The sequence below is a fragment of the Rahnella aquatilis CIP 78.65 = ATCC 33071 genome (assembly GCF_000241955.1).
Taxonomy (GTDB): Bacteria; Pseudomonadota; Gammaproteobacteria; order Enterobacterales; family Enterobacteriaceae; genus Rahnella; species Rahnella aquatilis.
Map to the genome: position 1 here is coordinate 363,146 of NC_016835.1, position 17,075 is coordinate 380,220.

Annotated in this window: 12 protein-coding genes; 8 read left to right on the top strand and 4 right to left on the bottom strand. The window is 52.1% G+C overall.

Annotated features, from left to right (window positions below):
* The first annotated feature begins 716 nt into the window (after positions 1-716).
* Positions 717-3,494 (top strand): flavocytochrome c, encoded by a 2,778-nt coding sequence (locus RAHAQ2_RS23630; RefSeq protein WP_014341908.1) that lies wholly within the window; start codon positions 717-719, stop codon positions 3,492-3,494.
* Between the two features lie 24 nt (positions 3,495-3,518).
* Positions 3,519-4,481, top strand: a complete 963-nt coding sequence (locus RAHAQ2_RS23635) for an FAD:protein FMN transferase (protein WP_014341909.1) — start codon at positions 3,519-3,521, stop codon at positions 4,479-4,481.
* A 10-nt stretch (positions 4,482-4,491) separates the two neighbouring features.
* Here the strand turns inward: RAHAQ2_RS23635 and dcuR are convergent, their stop codons facing one another.
* The 3 genes from dcuR to RAHAQ2_RS23650 all read right to left on the bottom strand — a co-directional run bounded on the left by dcuR (position 4,492) and on the right by RAHAQ2_RS23650 (position 7,385).
* Positions 4,492-5,211 (bottom strand): two-component system response regulator DcuR, encoded by a 720-nt coding sequence (dcuR, locus tag RAHAQ2_RS23640; RefSeq protein WP_014341910.1) that lies wholly within the window; start codon positions 5,209-5,211, stop codon positions 4,492-4,494.
* Positions 5,208-6,827 carry a sensor histidine kinase gene (locus tag RAHAQ2_RS23645; RefSeq protein WP_014341911.1) on the bottom strand — a complete coding sequence of 540 codons (1,620 nt, stop codon included), beginning with the start codon at positions 6,825-6,827 and terminating at the stop codon, positions 5,208-5,210. The genes dcuR and RAHAQ2_RS23645 overlap by 4 nt, the downstream gene beginning before the upstream one ends.
* Before the next feature lie 240 nt (positions 6,828-7,067).
* A complete protein-coding gene (locus RAHAQ2_RS23650; protein ID WP_013578291.1) occupies positions 7,068-7,385 on the bottom strand; it encodes an RcnB family protein in 318 nt (105 codons plus the stop codon).
* 366 nt (positions 7,386-7,751) lie between these two features.
* Here RAHAQ2_RS23650 and RAHAQ2_RS23655 point away from each other — a divergent pair, with 366 nt between their 5' ends.
* The 5 genes from RAHAQ2_RS23655 to RAHAQ2_RS26070 all read left to right on the top strand — a co-directional run bounded on the left by RAHAQ2_RS23655 (position 7,752) and on the right by RAHAQ2_RS26070 (position 13,617).
* Complete coding sequence (locus RAHAQ2_RS23655) at positions 7,752-10,160, top strand: membrane-bound PQQ-dependent dehydrogenase, glucose/quinate/shikimate family (protein ID WP_014341912.1); 2,409 nt, start codon at positions 7,752-7,754, stop codon at positions 10,158-10,160.
* A 105-nt stretch (positions 10,161-10,265) separates the two neighbouring features.
* Positions 10,266-11,171 (top strand): SDR family oxidoreductase, encoded by a 906-nt coding sequence (locus tag RAHAQ2_RS23660; RefSeq protein WP_014341913.1) that lies wholly within the window; start codon positions 10,266-10,268, stop codon positions 11,169-11,171.
* A gap of 214 nt (positions 11,172-11,385) precedes the next feature.
* The gene (locus tag RAHAQ2_RS23665; protein WP_014341914.1) at positions 11,386-11,811 is read left to right on the top strand and encodes a DUF2231 domain-containing protein; all 426 of its coding nucleotides are present in this window, start codon (positions 11,386-11,388) and stop codon (positions 11,809-11,811) included.
* 12 nt (positions 11,812-11,823) lie between these two features.
* The gene (locus RAHAQ2_RS23670; protein WP_014341915.1) at positions 11,824-13,128 is read left to right on the top strand and encodes a PQQ-dependent sugar dehydrogenase; all 1,305 of its coding nucleotides are present in this window, start codon (positions 11,824-11,826) and stop codon (positions 13,126-13,128) included.
* Between the two features lie 123 nt (positions 13,129-13,251).
* Positions 13,252-13,617, top strand: coding sequence for a hypothetical protein (locus RAHAQ2_RS26070; protein WP_238532102.1), 366 nt, complete (start codon positions 13,252-13,254; stop codon positions 13,615-13,617).
* Between the two features lie 71 nt (positions 13,618-13,688).
* Here the strand turns inward: RAHAQ2_RS26070 and RAHAQ2_RS23680 are convergent, their stop codons facing one another.
* Complete coding sequence (locus tag RAHAQ2_RS23680) at positions 13,689-14,600, bottom strand: MurR/RpiR family transcriptional regulator (RefSeq protein WP_014341917.1); 912 nt, start codon at positions 14,598-14,600, stop codon at positions 13,689-13,691.
* A gap of 341 nt (positions 14,601-14,941) precedes the next feature.
* Between RAHAQ2_RS23680 and RAHAQ2_RS23685 the strand changes: the two genes are divergently transcribed.
* Complete coding sequence (locus tag RAHAQ2_RS23685) at positions 14,942-17,071, top strand: TonB-dependent siderophore receptor (protein ID WP_037040930.1); 2,130 nt, start codon at positions 14,942-14,944, stop codon at positions 17,069-17,071.
* The last annotated feature ends 4 nt before the right edge of the window (positions 17,072-17,075 follow it).

Genomic DNA, 17,075 nt, shown 5'->3' on the forward strand with positions numbered 1-17,075 from the left:
GAATATTGTGATGATGCATAGGTAAGATGTTGTCTGGTTTTTTTAGTTACTTAATAATTTTTTTAGTTATTCAATAGTGGCATGTTAATTGCCTCGTTATTGTTATTTTTGTCTGGTACTTCATATTCCCCGTAAGAGGGAGGAAATGTTTATATAATGCGTTTTCCCTATTTTTAACTGTTGATCTTGATCAACAAAATACGGTGCTGAATTCTTTTTTAAATCGGATAAAACAGTGGTGCAGACTTTGCCTGATTAATTAAAGGGCAAATTGTGACGGGAGTATCTTTCGGGGAAGCAGCAAGCAAAAATGGAGTAGGCCAAATGAGAGTCATTCACAGCCGGACACTTCCTCAGCGGGCGATCTGACGCACTTGCCAGCGTGCGAGTTCCGTGATCTGCCAGCGGGGAAACGCCGGCAGATGTAATAATAGTCTCATCAGTTAAATACTATTAATAACGTAGTTTGCATTAATGTGATTATTTAATTTATCAGTTAACATAATTTTAATATAACGGCTATTAAGTTAATAGATAAATAGTTAATTAACTAATGTAATAAGTTTTGAAAGTAAAAATAAACTTATATTAATAGTATGACGTCGGCATTGAAATAAAAACAACGAATAATAAATCAATACTCCATTGCGCTTATCTCAAATAGCGCGCCGATAACGAATTCAGAATTTAAAACCTTAAAGTTTGGAGTAATTATTATGAGCACCAATGACCTGCTATTAAGTCCGTTCACTCTGCCCAATGGTACTGAGTTGAAAAACCGCATTCTGATGGCACCCATGACCACCTGCACCGGCTTTTACGACGGCACCGTCACCCGTGAACTGGTTGAATATTACCGCGCCCGTGCTGGCAGCATCGGTACGGTGATTGTTGAATGCTGTTTTGTTGATGACCGAGGCCTGGCTTTCCCGGGTGCTATCGGTATCGACAACGACGCCAAAATCGACGGACTGGCGAAAATCGCTGCCGCAGTGAAATCTCAGGGTTCAAAAGCCGTTTTGCAGATTTATCACGGCGGCCGCATGAGCGAGCCAAAACTGATTGGTGGCCAGCAACCCGTCGCGCCAAGTGCGCTGGCGGCACCGCGTGACGGTGCTGCCACACCGGTGGCACTGACGGCAGGTGAAGTTGAGGACATGATCACCAAATTTGGTGAAGGTGTGCGTCGTGCGATAGAAGCCGGTTTTGACGGCGTGGAAATTCACGGGGCAAACACCTACCTGATCCAGCAATTCTTCTCGCCGAACTCCAACCAGCGCGACGATAAATGGGGGGGAAGCCGTGAAAACCGCGCCCGCTTCCCCCTGGCGGTGCTGGATATCACCCATGAGATGGCGAAGAAATACGCCGATTCCTCTTTCATCATTGGCTATCGTTTCTCACCAGAAGAGCTGGAAGAACCGGGGATCCGTTTTGCCGACACTCTGTATTTGCTGGAACAACTGGCGGCGCGCGGCCTCGATTACCTGCATTTCTCCCTCGGCTACTCGTTACGGCCTTCCATTGTCGATACCACTGATCCGACGCCACTGATCGACAAATATGTCGCCATGCGCTCGGACACACTGGCAAAAATACCGGTGATGGGCGTGGGCGGTATCGTCAACAAATCTGACGCCGAACTGGCGCTGGAACATGGCTACGACATGGTAGCCATCGGTAAGGCGTGCATCGCGTATCCGGACTGGACCGACCGCATCGCTGCCGATCATAAACTCGAACTGTTCATCGACAGCACGCAACGGGAAGCGTTGACCATCCCTGAACCACTGTGGCGTTTCTCGCTGGTGGACGCGATGATCCGCGACATGAGCATGAGCTCGAAGAAATTCAAAGCCGGTGTGTTCCGGGAAAAAGTGCAAGATCCTGCGCACGAGCTGGCGGTGAACGTCAGTCTGGACACCGATCGCATTGCCGATATCGCGCTGGACGCGGGCGCGGATCTGGATGTGGAATTCACCACCAGTTTTGACATCATCCGCAGCCGTATTCTCGACGCCAACAGCCCGCACTTTGATGCCGTCACCGGCGCGACCGAGCAAAGTGAAGCGGTGAAAAAAGCCGTGTCGAAAGCCATCGCCAAATCCTGTAAAGCGCAGTTGCTGGAAGAAGGCGGCAGCCTGAATGCGCCACAAAGCTATGACGTTGTGGTGGTCGGCAGCGGCGGTGCCGGTCTGGCCGCGGCGATCCAGGCGTGTGACGAAGGCGCGAAAGTGCTGATCGTTGAGAAAATGTCGACCATTGGCGGAAACACCATCAAAGCCTCGGTGGGCATGAACGCCGCAGAAACACGTTATCAGCGTCTGAAAGGTATTGAAGACAGTAAAGATCTGTTCTATCAGGAAACCCTGAAAGGCGGCCAGTTCAAAAACAACACCGTGTTGCTGAAAGAGTTCATCGAACATGCACCGCGGGCGGTGGAATGGCTGGCCGATCACCACATTGAACTGAGCGATATCACCATCACCGGCGGGATGAGCGTCGACCGCACGCACCGTCCGGCGGACCGCAGCGCAGTGGGGGGCTTCCTGATCAGCGGGCTGGTGAAAAATCTGAATAAACGCAATATCGACGTGATGCTTGATACCTCTGTCACTGAAATCCGTTACAGCAACGGCGCGGTACAGGGCGTTCAGTTGCTCAATGACGATAATGACGTGCTGACGATTAATGCCAAAAGTGTGATCGTCGCGACCGGTGGGTTCAGTGCTAACCGTGAAATGGTGGTGAAATATCGTCCGGAGCTGGACGGTTTCGTGACCACCAACCACAAAGGCGCGACCGGTAGCGGCATTGCCATCCTGCAAAATATCGGCGCAGGAACGGTGGATATGGGTGAAATTCAGATCCACCCGACAGTTGAACAAACCACTTCTTATCTGATTTCAGAAGCTATTCGTGGCGGCGGTGCGATTCTGGTCAGCCAGGCGGGCAAACGCTTCTTCAATGAAATGGAAACCCGCGACAAAGTGTCCGCGAATATCATCGCGCTGCCGGAGAAATTCGCCTATGTGGTGTTTGACGAGCAGGTGCGCCTGAACAACAAAGCGGCTGACGAATACATTGCGAAAGGGTTTGTCATCAGCGGCAGTTCACCACGCGATCTGGCGGCGAAACTGGAAATGAATTCAGATACCTTCCTGGCAACGCTGGAAAGCTACAACGTCGCCGTAGATAAACAGGACGACGCGGAATTTGGTCGCAAAACAGCACTGCGCCACCCGATCAATCAGGGGCCGTTCTACGCCATCCGTATCGCGCCGGGCGTCCATCACACTATGGGCGGCGTGACCATCAACACCGATACCTGTGTCCTTGACGCACAACAACAGGTACTCGGCGGCGCATTTGCGGCGGGTGAAGTGGTCGGCGGTATCCATGGCGGCAACCGTATCGGCGGTAATGCCGTTGCAGATATCATTATCTTCGGTATTCTTGCAGGGCAAAACGCCGCGAAATTCGCGATGCGGTAACCGTTTATCACGCAGGGTATTACAATGACGCCAGACGATCGTGTTTATGCTTATTCCGCTGTTTTGATGGGTTCGCCCATTCTTCTCAAGCTGTTTGAACATAACGAGAGTCTGGCGTCTGGCGTTTTCAGGCTGATCAAACAGCAGGAAAACATCTTCACGGTGAACCGTCCGCACTCCGATATTATGGCGATTAACCATGCCGCAGGACGTGACCCTGTCACGGTCAGCGCGCCCGTTTTTGCGTTAATCCGCCGCGCTAAAGCCATCAGTTGTCTGCCGGACAGCAGTTTCAACTTCACTATCGGCCCGCTGGTGAAGCGCTGGAAAATCGGTTTCAGCGGTCACAGCATCCCGGCTGCGCACGATCTCCGGACACTGCTGGCGCTGACCGATCCTCAGGATGTGATCCTCGATGAACAAACCCGCTCAGTCTTTCTGCAACAAGCCGGAATGGAAATCGACCTCGGCGCAATGGCTAAAGGGTATATCGCCGATGTCGTGCGGGATTACCTGCGTGAACAACAGGTTGAGAGCGCATTAATTAATCTGGGGGGTAACGTCCAGACTTTGGGTTCCGGTGCGGAAGGGGCGTGGGCGATTGGGCTGAAAAAACCATTTTCCGACCCGGAAGCCCTGATTGGCGTGATCAATGTCATCGGCAAATCGGTGGTGACGTCCGGCGTTTACGAGCGTTATTTCGAACTGGACGGCCACTGTTATCATCATATTCTCGACCCGAAAACCGGTTATCCATTGGATAACGAACTGCTCAGCGTGACCATTATTTCTGAAGATTCTATAGACGGGGATATCTGGACGACGTTGTTGTACGGGATGGGCGTGAAGAAAAGCCTGGCGTGTCTGGCGAAAACCCCACACATCGAGGCGATTTTCGTCACCCGTGACGGGCAGGTTATTTTGTCATCACAGCGGCAGTTTACTTTCACACCGCTGGATGACAGTTACCGTATCGTTGCTTACTGACCGCTTGTTATTACTGACAGTACTGTTTCAGCAAGGAATAATGATCTGCCTGCAGACGGTAACGATATACCGGCCGGCCGGTGACGCCGTAATGAATGCTGGTGAACAAAATGTTCATCTGCGCCAGCCAGATCAGATATTTACGGCAGGATACCCGCGAAATATTCACCGACGTTGCCAGTTCATCCGTGGAGAATTCTATCGTCGGATGGGCGTCAATCCACTGACACAATGTGCGCAATGTCTGTAGCGTTAAGCCTTTCGGCAGCTTTTTATTGTCTGCCGCCGCAGGATTGCTGCCATGGATCAGCCGGTCAACGTCAGACTGTTCGTAATACTGCTGATTATCCATCAGCGTTTTCTTCTGCTGCCAGCCGGTCAGTGCTTCCTCGAAACGGGAAAACTGGAACGGTTTGATCAGATAATCCACCACACCATAATTAAGCGATTTTTTGATGGTTTCTGCATCTGCGGCGGAAGAAATGACAATGACGTCGACAGGCCGGCGGGCGTTACGCAGTTCAGGCAGTAAATCCAGCCCGTTATCCTGTTGCATATAGACGTCGAGTAAAATCAGGTCGATAGACAGTTCTGAATTCAACACCAGATCTTTCGCCTGTTGCAGCGTCGACGCGGTGCCGCAGCACGCGAAGCCGTCAATCTGGCCGACATAACATCGGTTCAGCTCTGCCACCATGGCATCATCATCAACTATCAGTACATTGATCAAGAACTTGTCCTCTCGGCATCCCAGGGAAGTTGTACAAAAAATTGAGTGTAAACATCAGGTTCCGATTCTACCGTAATCGTACCGCCGAGGCTTTCTACTTGCTGTTTAGCAAGAAAAAGTCCCATGCCCCGCTGATCGCCTTTCGACGACACACCCTTTTCGAATATTGCGTCAATATTTTCCGGCTGAATGCCCGGCCCGTCATCACTGACGATGCAGGCCAGCGAGCCATTCTGATAATGCAGCAGGACGCTGACTTCACCATCAGGCTGATCGCCAAGCGCATCCAGCGCATTTTCAATCAGATTGCCCAGCACGGTAATCAGTGCCGCCACCTGATCTTCATTATTATTATCCGGCAACAGGCTGTCATCGCTGAGCGTTAACCGATGCCGGGTGTCCGATGCGCGGTTAATCTTGCTGAGCAGGAAACCGGCAATCACCGGAGACTTTATTTTCAGCAGCAGTGAACCGATTTCCGCCTGATAGTTATTGGCCGTTTTAAGAATGTAATCTTCAAGCTGAGCATAACTTTTCATGTGCAGTAATCCGAGGATCACATGCAGTTTGTTCATGAATTCATGCGAACGTTCACGCAACGAATCTGCATAGTTTACCATGCCGCTCAGACGCTGCATTAACTGGCTGACTTCGGTTTTATCCCTGAACGTACAAATCGCACCAATGATGACGCCGTTGTTGCGTACCGGCACGGTGTTGCTCAGCAGCAGACGTCCCTTGAAGTTGATTTCTTCGTCACGGCGCGGCACGCCGGTATTCAGTACGTCGCGAAGGTTGGCGATAAGGGGCAGGGAATCCGCGTCCGGCATCACGTCGATGGCGGTTTCGCGGAAAGTCTGTCGCGCCGTCTGGTTGATCAGCGTGACGTGCGCCTGAGCGTCGACGGCTATCACTCCTTCTTTGATCGACTGCAACATCGCCTGACGCTGCTCAAACAGCGTTGAAATTTCATAAGGTTCCAGTCCGAACAAAATACGCTTGAGCAATTTCACCAGACAGTAAGTGCCGAGCGCACCGACCATCAGGCCGAAGAGCACCGTCCACAGAATGCTCCAGCGGCTTTTATTGATTTGTTCAGTGACTTTGACCAGCGAAATTCCGATGGCGACCACGCCAATTTGTTTGTGGTGTTCGTCATAAACCGGCGTAAATACGCGCAGTGCTTTGTCGAGCGTACCTTTGTTGATGGAGACATTTTCGTTGCCGAGCAGCGCCGGATTAATGTCATCACCGATAAAATGATGACTGATCACATCCGGATTCGGATGCGAATAACGGATGCCATCCATATTGGTGACCACGATAAACAGCAGGTCATTGCGTTTTTGCACCGCGCTGGCGATGGGCTGAATAATATTACTGTCAGGGGGCAGCAGCAGGGCGCGTTTTGTTTCGGGCAAATCTGCCATGGTTCTGGCGACGGCCAGGGCCTTATCTTTGACACCATCACGGGTAGTGTCGCTCACCTGCACAAAATAGAGCATATGGACAACCAGCAAAACGGACGCGATCACGGCGCTTATCATCAGGCTGACTGACGTGCTGAGTTTCATGGGGTGCTTGCGCACGGAATGGCGTTGCTGCGAGTCGCTCATGGGAAGCCCCGGAGAGAAAGAGCCAAATGCTCATTGATGATTTTTGAAAGTTCGCGTTGTTCGTCCGGCAATATGGCGTTGAACACTGCGTGAACCTACCCTGTTCACGCATAATGATATGTTTATTTACTTGATATTTCCGCTCTTTATTACTTTCGAAAGTGATATTTCCGGCGCGGGAATCCCAATAAAAAAAGCCTGAATTTCTTCAGGCCCGATCTTTGCCATCCTGATGGCAGATTACTGGAAGTAAATATCGCCGTTTTCGGCTTTGAGGATCTTGCCGTCGGTGTCAGTGATCAGTGCGTAGCTGCCGCCGATATAAGTCCAGTGGCTGCCCGCATCCGGTGCCGGCAGGTGACGTTCCTGCCAGCCGACGATCTCATACGGCTTGGTACGGTACAGCGCAGGGACCTGATCGCCGATGGAATACAATTTGGAATCATCGTAGAACGATTTGATCTCGTGTGAGTTTGACGCGGCAAACGCCGTGTTGGCCAGGGGTAACAACGATGAAACAACCAGGGCTGATAACATAACAATTTTAGAATGACGCATAGATTATCCCGTTAAAACCATCAACTTAATGCCTGCCTCGGTGATATGCCGCCAGTCCGTTGTATGAGCAGTAAAGCCGAAGCCTGTGCTTTTTCTGTAGGACAGGATAATAACGAGAAAGTGAGTGCAGGCTGGGAGATTTTTTTGTGTCGAAATGCAAACCGTGCGTCGTTTTATCTGAACACGCCGATTTTGTACTGAACAATGTCTCGGTTCTGTAAACTTTTGAGACACATTATCGCTGTCACTTTTCCCTTGAAAATAAAAGGATTAACGGTTTCCTGCTGCTTTATCCTCGCCTGGTGTCGCCATAACTGTTTAATGCTACATATCCTTTAATAACCTTTTCCTGCAAAAGAAATCACTATGCGCAATGAACGGTTTTTTAGCTGGTCGTTCATGACCGGGCTTGTCACGGGTGTCATCGGGCTGGCTTATCTGGTGCTGGGCGTCTGGCTGGCGGCCCTCGGCGGCTCACCCTGGTATATGCTTTTTGGCAGCGGATATCTGCTCAGCGGCATTTTTATCGCGCGCCGCCATGCCAGCGGGATCTGGCTTTATCTGCTGACATTTCTGCTTTGCTGCGTCTGGTCGGTATGGGAAGTCGGACTGGATGGCTGGCAACTGATGCCGCGTTTGTTTGTGATGGCGTTATTAGGCGTCTGGTGCAGCCTGCCGTTGATCACCCGTCAGGTGATGGCAACGCGGGGCAATCACCGCACCGGTACGTTCGCCGGGCTGGTGTATGTGGTAGCGATCGTGGGTATTTTTTACAGCGGCTGGCAGGTGACAGGGTCACGTTTTGTCCATCGTCAGCCTGTTCCGGCGCAGTCGGGTGATGTACAGGCCACGTCGCCGGAAAGCAACGACTGGCGCTATTACGGCAGGACAGAAGCCGGACAACGTTATTCGCCGCTGACACAGATTACACCCGCTAATGTCAGTCAGCTTAAACCCGCCTGGGAATTTCACACCGGGGATGTGATGAGAAAGGGTGAGGATAAAGACGGACGGGAATTTAATTTCGAAGTCACACCGGTCAAAGTCGGGAACTCGCTGTTTATCTGTACGCCGCACCGCGAAGTGATTGCGCTAAACGCCACCACCGGCGCGCAGCGATGGAAATTCGATCCTAAATCTGACACCTCGGCCAATGAGTATCTGGCATGTCGCGGCGTGGCATACAGCCAGTCAGCCGGTGATAAAGTGTGTCCGGAAAAAATCATCGCCACCACCAGTGAGGCGCGGATGGTGGCGCTGAATGCACAGACCGGCGAACCCTGTTCATCCTTTGGTCAGAACGGGTTTGTCAGCCTGACCGACCATATGGGCGACGTGCCGCCGGGCTTCCACTTCATTACCTCGCAGCCGATGGTGATGGATGGCCGCATCGTGCTGGGCGGCTGGATTTATGACAACCAGTCTACGGGTGAACCTTCCGGCGTCGTCCGGGCTTTCGATGTGAACACCGGCCAGCTTGCATGGGCGTGGGATATGGGCCGGGATCCGCAAAATGCGCCGCTCAAACCGGGTGAAGTGTATACCCGGGGCACGCCAAACGGCTGGGGAACCTATACCGGTGATCCGAAACTGGGGCTGGTTTATATTCCGCTCGGCAATGCGACGCCGGATTATTACGGTGCCGGACGCCGTCCGTTTGACGAAAAATATTCGAGTTCGCTCGTCGCGCTGGATATTCACACCGGCGAGGAACGCTGGCACTTCCAGACTGTGCATCATGATGTCTGGGACTTTGACTTGCCGATCGGACCGACACTGGTGGATTTGCCGTCACCGGAGGGGATAACCGTGCCTGCGCTGGTGCAGACCACCAAAATGGGACAGCTTTTCCTGCTCGACCGGCGTACCGGCAAACCGCTGGCGCAGGTAAACGAAAAACCGGTGAATACCTCTCCCTCTTTGCCGGGCGAACATCTGTCGCCAACGCAGCCGGATTCTGTCGGCATGCCCAGTCTCTCTCCGCCAGATCTGAAAGAAACCGACGCGTGGGGCGCGACACCGATTGATCAGTTGTATTGCCGCATCCAGTTCAAAAGTGCCCGCTATCAGGGGCAGTTCACCCCGCCAGCGGAAGGTAAATCCATTGCTTATCCGGCCTTTGACGGCGTGATGGACTGGTACGGCGCGTCGGTGGATCCGATCCGCCATGTGCTGATTGCCAATACCAGTTACATCCCGTTCACGATGGAACTGAAAAAGTCAGCCGATGCGATCAAAGAAGGGCTGATGCACAAATGGGCCGGATGGGGCAGCAACCAGCCTTATCCAAAACCCAAAGAGTTTTCGGTTGGCCCGCAATATGGCACGCCGTGGGCAGCGATCGTCAAACCGTGGCTGAGTTTTCTGCAGGCACCCTGTAATGCGCCGCCGTGGGGAAAACTGGTTGCGGTTGATCTGACCGCCCGAAAAATCGCCTGGGAAAGACCGGCAGGCACGACCCGGGATATGAACATTTTTGGCACGCATACCAACGTGCCATTGCCGACCGGGATTTTTATGATGGGCGGTAACATCATTACCCAAAGTGGCCTGATTTTCACCGGCGCAACGGCAGACAACTATTTCCGCGCATTCGACGAAACGACGGGTAACGAACTCTGGCGAGCGCGACTTCCGGCGGGCGGGCAGGCGACGCCGATGACATATACCGGCGATGATGGCCGCCAGTTTGTGGTGATTGCCGCCGGCGGACACGGCGGGCTGGGCACAACCTCCGGTGATGCGCTGGTGGCGTATGCATTACCGGCCAGATAGGGTTGGCACTCAAACGCAGGATATTCAGAACCGTCCGATGATGCCCACAGGCGGCGCAGCATGGTCTATTTTTAAGATCCCTTCTTTTTTAAATAAGGAGAGTTTATGAACAACAAAACAATCCCGACATCCCTGAATGAACCTCATGTTGATGCGTATCCGACCCCGCCGTTTGAGCATCAGAAACAGCCATTCCCGGGGCTGGCCAGCAAAATGAACCCGGTACCCGATCACGGCGAGAAAACCTACAAAGGCAGTGCCCGGCTGGAAGGCCGTAAGGCGCTGATTACCGGCGGTGACTCCGGTATTGGCCGTGCGGTGGCGATTGCCTTCGCCCGTGAAGGTGCACAGGTCGCCATCAATTATCTGCCGGACGAAGAGGCCGATGCCAAAGAAGTGATCGACCTGCTGTGGGCCGAAGGGCGGAAAGTGATTGCCATTCCGGGGGATATTCGCGACGAGAAATTCTGTCAGCAACTGGTGAAGGAAGCGGAAGAGAAACTCGGCGGGCTGGATCTGCTCGTCAATAACGCCGGTCGTCAGCAGTTCTGTGATTCGATTAAGGATCTGACCACCGAAGCCTTCGACGCCACGTTCAAAACTAACGTGTACGCCATGTTCTGGATAACCAAAGCGGCGCTGGAATTCATTCCGCGAGGCGGTGCGATCATTAATACGACTTCTGTTCAGGCGTTTTCACCGAGTGATAATTTGCTCGATTACTCCTCCACCAAGGCCTCGATCATGGCCTTCACCAAAGGGCTGGCCAAACAGCTGGCGGGGGACGGAATTCGGGTGAACGGTGTTGCGCCGGGGCCGTACTGGACGCCGTTGCAAATTTCCGGCGGACAGCCTCAGGAAAAAATCGAATCCTTTGGTCAGCAGGCACCGCTGAAACGTCCGGGACAGCCAGCGGAAATCGCCCCGCTGTACGTGACGCTGGCCTCAAATGAAAACAGTTATGCCTCAGGGCAGGTCTGGTGTTCTGATGGCGGTACCGGCACGGTCTGATTACCGGTCGGAAACGCCAAAGCCCGTCATATTGACGGGCTTTTTTCATGCAGGCAGATATCCGGCGTTTTTTGCCGACATCGGCACGTCATAAATAATTACGTTGCTAATGAATTCGTCATAACCCGTCATCTTTACTAATCTTTTACAGGTACGCCTGAGGGTTATCGTGTTTTTTTACGCGGTCAGTCATGGATAAGTTAAGGAGACGAACATGCAAACGCACCCGATTTCACCGCGCCGGGGTGTCGCAGTGGCGCTGTACGAACTGTTAAATCCCGTTCCTCTTGGTTTTTTTGTCGCCGCCTGGATCTTCGACATTCTCTATATGAAGACCTTCATCACGATGTGGACCGATGCCGCCAGTTGGCTGATTGTGTTCGGGCTGATCATTGCCATTATTCCCCGGCTGATCAATCTGGCGCAGGTATGGACCGGGGGAAAAACGCCTGCCGGTTCGCCGGTAAAAACCCATTTCTGGCTGAATCTGCTGGCGGTGCTGCTGGCTATTTTCAATGCCTTTATTCACAGCCGCGATGCTTATGCTGTCGTACCGATGGGGGTCATGCTTTCCACGCTGGTGGTGGTGTTGCTGTTGCTGGGGAATGTCCAGCTCGCGTTACGCGCACGCACAGTATAAGGAGATAACACGATGAAAAATTATCAACGCGCGTTACTCGCACTGACACTCGCCGCGTTACTGAGCAGTTGTGATGACAGTTCGCAAATCGATCCCAACAAACAAACCGGCGCGGATCCTGAACTGCCGAAAGCGCAAAACTTTCTGATGCCGCCGATGAAAGTGCCGGAAGGTATACCGTGGAAAACCGGTGAAATGCCGAAAGTGGCGGACGGGCTGAAGATCGAAAAAATCGCTGATGGACTTAAGCATCCGCGTCAGGTGTATGTGTTGCCGAATAACGATGTGCTGGTGGCGGAATCTAACGGTCCGGCGAAAAAGCCCATCTTCAGGCCGAAACAGTTAATTATGGGCCTGGTGCAGAAATCCTCCGGTAAAGGCGGCGAGGGTGGCAACAGCATTACGCTGCTGCGCTATACCGGCGGTAAATGGGAGAAGCATCTATTTATTACCGGCGTGAATGCCCCGTTCGGTATTCAGCTGACCGGCAATAGGTTATGGGTTGCCAGCGCAGACAGCCTGATTAAATACCCGTATCAGGAAGGTGAAACGCAGATCACCGCGCCAGGTGAAGTGGTCACCGAACTGCCGGGCGGCCCGATCAACCATCACTGGACTAAATCCCTGCTGGCGAGCCCGGACGGCAGTAAGTTGTATGTCGGCGTCGGTTCCAACAGCAACATCACCGAGAACGGTATCGGTGCAGAAGACCGGCGTGCCGCTATTCTGGAAGTGGATGCCGCAACCGGTGCCAGCCGGATTTTCGCCAGCGGATTGCGCAATCCGACCGGCCTGCAATGGGAACCGGAAAGCGGCAAACTGTGGGCCGTGGTTAATGAACGTGACGAAATCGGCTCTGATCTGGTGCCTGATTACATGACGTCCGTGCAGGAGCATGGTTTCTATGGCTGGCCTTACAGTTATTTCGGGCAGCATGTGGATGAGCGGGTCAAACCGCCGCGTCCTGACCTGGTCGAAAAAGCCATCAAGCCGGATTACGCCATCAGTTCGCATGTTGCCCCGCTCGGGTTGCTGTTCTATACCGGCGATAATATGGCGCAATATCGCGGCGGTGCGTTTGTCAGTGAACACGGTAGCTGGAACCGCAAGCCGCTGAACGGTTATCAGGTGATGTGGGTGAAATTTGAAAACGGTAAACCGGTCGGGTTGCCGCAGCCGGTGGTGACCGGATTCCTGACTGACGATCAGAAACAGGTTCGCGGTTTGCCGGTCGGACTGGCGATGGATAAACAGGGCGGGGTACTCATCGCCGACGATGCCGGTAACAGTATCTGGCGGGTCAGTAAGGCGGAATAAATACGGAGTATTCTTATTTTTAAATGGCAACGGATGACAGCTCGCGCAGGCGATAAAGCGGGCTATGATTAATGCATCTGTACCTCGCTACAGATAACCACTGCTTTTATTCTTCGTGTTTGTATGATTGCCCGCGCTCTGCATGCGGGCTTTTTTTTGCCTGAAGAAAATATTTTGTTAGGTAATAATTTAAGAATAAGCAATGAGATTATTCCAATTATGCTATATTTGAAGGAATCATTTTCATTTTTGTGCAGAGCCCATCACATGCCGGATATTACAATTGTTTGCGGGCAATGCGGGTCAGATCGTTTCGTCGCCGCAGTGAACACGCCCCTGGCAGAAATCGTGCATTCTCTGGTTTGTGCCGAGTGTCAGCACCCGGTGCCCGTGAATGAGGTGGTTATCTTCAGGGAGGGCATGTATATCAGCGGCTCCTATGACACTTTCCCCGCCGGGCCTGGCAAATTGTATAATTTCGATATCTGAGTAGCCAGCGTGCGTTTTGCTTTACATACACATGCTGAACCCGATCAGACCGACAAACAGCGGGTGGTCGGTTACGCCACGCCGTCCTGCAATTTTCTGATTTTATTCGCGGATTTCAGCGACTGGTTAAGATCCTGAATGCGCTTCATGGTTTTCATCGTCCGCGATGCGGTGGCCGAGGCAACGGATAAAATCAGCATTTCCAGACAGACCAGTACCGTGCCATGGAGCGGCATTCTGCCATTCTCACCACCGCGTGGAACATTGATGACAATGTCAGCTTGTTTCGCAAAAAAAGAGTCACTGGCGTTGGTCAGCAAAATGAGGGGGATACTCAGACGCTTTGCTTCCTGTATTGCCGTTCTGCCCTCACGATGTGCGCTCTTCTGCGCCATCATGATCAGGACATCACCGCGCTGCAGATTGATCAGTTGTTCTGCCAGTGCAATGCCTGAGCGGTTAAGTGATACCGCCGGAATGCCGATTCGGGTAAAAAGCCTTGTGCTGTAGTCCGCTAAAATGCCTGAAGCATTCAGGCCAAACACCGCCACCTGGCGTGCATTAATCAGCAGCGCGATAGCTTCAGAAATCGCCTGCCGGTTTGCGGGCTCCGCCAGCGCATCACAGGCACGCTTATGTCCGTCGAGAACGAAGCTGATACCCGAATTGATATCGCTGGCCAGCTCGCTGACCGTGGTGATCATCTTCTCTTCTGAGTTAACTGCGGTACCAAACCAGGCTTCCAGCGTTTGTTTCATGTCGCGTAAACCCGCAAAACCGAGCGCCTGAACGGCGCGTACTACAGTGGCATCGGAAACGTCTGTCGCGGCTGCAATATCCATTGCGGTGGCTTCCAGCACCGATTCCCGATTGTTCTGGATATAAGACGCTACGGCCTGTAACCCGGGGGAAAGTGTGGACGCCCGTGCACGATAACGTTCACCGAACACATCAATACGTTTTTTTACCGGAGTGGTTGCCATGTCATTCTTCCCATCCTTTTCATTTTTGAAGGTTTAACGGTGAACACAGAACATTCACGCTGTTTTCTCATATTAACAATGTAGTGGTTCGGGGGGGTAAAAATATCCACATTCTGATGTGAATGAGCGTGGTTATGCTGATGCTATTCAGTATTTTTTATATTAATGTTTTAAAAACAAAAAGTTAATTCAATTTCTTCGTGGCGGGTAAATAAGGCATTACGCTTTTTGATGTAGCAAAATTCTGAAACATATCATTTACTACTACATGCTTGCATGTTGGAATGATTATCAATTGCATTATGGGAATAGATGTCATTTTCAACACCGGGTTCACTGAAATGAATAATAACAAGTTGTTTGATTTTAAAAGAAAAAGCCATCCTGCCATTCTTGCTGCGATTTATGGTGTTGCAATGCTGACACCCGTTTCAGGGCATTCAGCCGGGGAAAACGACACGCTCACCATCACCGGCCAGGGGGCTGACGATGGGGGGTATAGCGCAGGCACAAGTTCTGTCGCCAGTAAAATACCCACCCCGCGCCTTAACGAGGCACAGTCAGTCAGTGTGGTGACCCGGCAACAACTGGACGACTATCAGGCCACAAGTCTTTCTGATGCGATGCGTTTTGTCAGCGGTGTCAGTGAGGGGAATACGCTCGCAGGTACGGAGGATGGATTTGTCCGGCGTGGTTTTGGTTCCAATTCTGATGGTTCTATTTATCGTGACGGCGTGCGCAGCAGTCAGGGCCTCAACTTTGATGCCACCACCGAACGTGTTGAAGTACTGAAAGGTTCTGCCTCCTTACTCTATGGGATCCAAAACCCCGGCGGGGTCATCAACCTGGTCAGTAAAAAACCGCAATATGACTGGCACACGAAAGTCAGCGGACGTTACGCCAGTGAAGGCGGCGGAGCAGGGACAGTCGATGTCACCGGCCCGCTGGGTAATGGTTTTGCTTTGCGCATGATTGCGGAAAAACAGGATCAGGATTACTGGCGTAATTTTGGCAGCGATAAACACACATTAATTTCACCGTCGCTGCAATGGTACGGCGAAAAAGCCAGCTTCCTGATCAGCTATTCTGATTACCGCTACGATATTCCTTACGATCGCGGCACCGCTTTTATTAACGGTAAGGCGATCGATATCGGTTATAAAAACCGGCTGGATGACAAGTCAAACCGGGCCTGGGGTCATAATAAAACGCTGAACGCGCATTATGACTGGCAGTTCAGTGATGACTGGAGCACCCGGCTGACGGTTGGCTGGAACCAGCGCCGCTACAATAATGACGAGGTCAGGGTGACGGCGGTGAACACCACCACCGGTGCCGTGACGCGCAGGGCGGATGCCAACCGCGGTTTTAACCATAAGACCAAATACGTTTCCTGGGATCTGCTGGGTTCGCAGGACATTCTGGGCATGAATCATGATCTTGTGCTGGGTACAGACTATGAGATGAACCAGACGTATCGTGCACATCAATACCAGGGAAAAGCCAACAGCAGCTTTAACTATTTTGATCCGCAATATGACATTCTCTCCCCGGTGGCCAACAGCACGACTGAGAATACGGCTAATGGCAATAACCTGAACCGGATCCACAGCCGGTCGGTTTACGCTAAAGACAGTATTTCACTGACGTCAGACTGGATTGCGGTGCTGGGTGGCCGTTATCAGCACTATGAGCAACGTGCGTCAAAAGGCTTTGATCCGGTCGTTCAGACGCTTGATTCAGAAGGGAATAAGTTTTTACCTCAGGCTGGTCTGATTTATAAAGTCACACCAGATGTCTCTCTGTACAGCAGCGTCAGCAAATCCTTTACGCCGTCCACGGATGTCGATGATGACGGCAATGTCGGAAAGCCTGAACAGGGCACCACCTGGGAAGTGGGCAGTAAATGGCAGATGACCCCACGCATGTTTGCCAGCGTGGCGCTGTACCGTATTGATGAGCGTGACATGTCACTGAGCATTAACGGCGAAACGCGCGCCATTGATAAAGCGCGCTCCAGCGGGGCGGAATTCGAGTTAAATGGTGAGATTCTGCCTGACTGGGAAGTCAGTGCCAGTTACAGCTATGACAAAGCCGAAATTGTAGATGATGGTGAAAACGCTGCGAATAACGGCAACCGCCTGCAGAATGCACCGCGTCATTCGGGCGCGCTCTATCTGAGTCATAATCTGGTGATTAACGGCCTGCCGGGAGATTTCCGTATCGGCGGCGGTGCGCGGTATGTGGGCACCCGTGCGGGAGATCCGGAGAACAGTTTCACGTTGCCTGATTATACGGTGGCTGACAGCTTTGTTGCATGGAACAACCGTCTGTTTGGGGAGAAGACGCAGCTTAAACTCAACCTGAATAATCTGTTTAACAAACATTATTACACGTCCAGCGGCGGTAACCTGCGCGTACGCGAAGGTGAAACCCGTAATCTTATGGTGCAGGCAAGTGTTGAATTCTGATCTG

What these genes read in the sequence shown, in the direction of transcription:
- RAHAQ2_RS23670 (WP_014341915.1), top strand. Translation starts at nt 11,824, where the DNA reads ATGAAAAATTATCAACGCGCGTTACTCGCACTGACACTCGCCGCGTTA.
- RAHAQ2_RS23630 (WP_014341908.1), top strand. Translation starts at nt 717, where the DNA reads ATGAGCACCAATGACCTGCTATTAAGTCCGTTCACTCTGCCCAATGGT.
- RAHAQ2_RS23645 (WP_014341911.1), bottom strand. Translation starts at nt 6,827, where the DNA reads ATGAGCGACTCGCAGCAACGCCATTCCGTGCGCAAGCACCCCATGAAA.
- RAHAQ2_RS23680 (WP_014341917.1), bottom strand. Translation starts at nt 14,600, where the DNA reads ATGGCAACCACTCCGGTAAAAAAACGTATTGATGTGTTCGGTGAACGT.
- RAHAQ2_RS23660 (WP_014341913.1), top strand. Translation starts at nt 10,266, where the DNA reads ATGAACAACAAAACAATCCCGACATCCCTGAATGAACCTCATGTTGAT.
- RAHAQ2_RS26070 (WP_238532102.1), top strand. Translation starts at nt 13,252, where the DNA reads ATGATTGCCCGCGCTCTGCATGCGGGCTTTTTTTTGCCTGAAGAAAAT.
- RAHAQ2_RS23665 (WP_014341914.1), top strand. Translation starts at nt 11,386, where the DNA reads ATGCAAACGCACCCGATTTCACCGCGCCGGGGTGTCGCAGTGGCGCTG.
- RAHAQ2_RS23685 (WP_037040930.1), top strand. Translation starts at nt 14,942, where the DNA reads ATGAATAATAACAAGTTGTTTGATTTTAAAAGAAAAAGCCATCCTGCC.
- RAHAQ2_RS23655 (WP_014341912.1), top strand. Translation starts at nt 7,752, where the DNA reads ATGCGCAATGAACGGTTTTTTAGCTGGTCGTTCATGACCGGGCTTGTC.
- RAHAQ2_RS23635 (WP_014341909.1), top strand. Translation starts at nt 3,519, where the DNA reads ATGACGCCAGACGATCGTGTTTATGCTTATTCCGCTGTTTTGATGGGT.
- RAHAQ2_RS23650 (WP_013578291.1), bottom strand. Translation starts at nt 7,385, where the DNA reads ATGCGTCATTCTAAAATTGTTATGTTATCAGCCCTGGTTGTTTCATCG.